1 pseudogene is annotated in these 454 nt (G+C 68.9%); it reads left to right on the top strand.

The annotated features are described in order from the left end of the window. Positions 1-454 (top strand): annotated as a pseudogene (locus B2W70_RS00770) (magnesium transporter CorA); the annotation flags it as partial.

Raw genomic sequence — 454 nt, 5'->3', positions numbered from 1 at the left:
TCGAGCCAGGTCGACACGCCCGTGGACGTGCCCGCAGACCTGCTGCCATCGGAGCGCCCAACCCATGGCCTGAACGAGCCCCACGCCCAGGGTCAGGGCCACGACACGCTGACGCCCCGTTTCCACGAAACGCGCGGCAGCACATCGCGCCTGCCGCCCAGCCCGCCCGACCTGATGCTGCGCATCGTCAACCACATGGTCGACAGCTACCTGGACCTGCGCCGCCTGCTGACCCGCCAGTTCGCCTACCTGCAGCAGGAGTTGCTGAGCAACCGCCAGCAGTTCAAGCACTGGCAGGCCCTGCTGGAAGCGCGCAACACCCTGCACATGCTCGAAGACACCTGCGAGGACCAGAGCAGCGCCATGCAGGAGTGGATCGACGCGCTGGAAGACTGGCCCTCGCCCTCGGACCCCCTGGCCGTGCGCGAGCGGGAGGTGCTGCGCGTGCGCTCAC

This window comes from Aquabacterium sp. UBA2148 (assembly GCF_002328915.1).
Taxonomy (GTDB): domain Bacteria; phylum Pseudomonadota; class Gammaproteobacteria; order Burkholderiales; family Burkholderiaceae_C; genus Aquabacterium; species Aquabacterium parvum.
The sequence above is the reverse complement of the archived record's forward strand: the minus strand, read 5'-3'. Positions and strand labels throughout refer to the sequence as shown.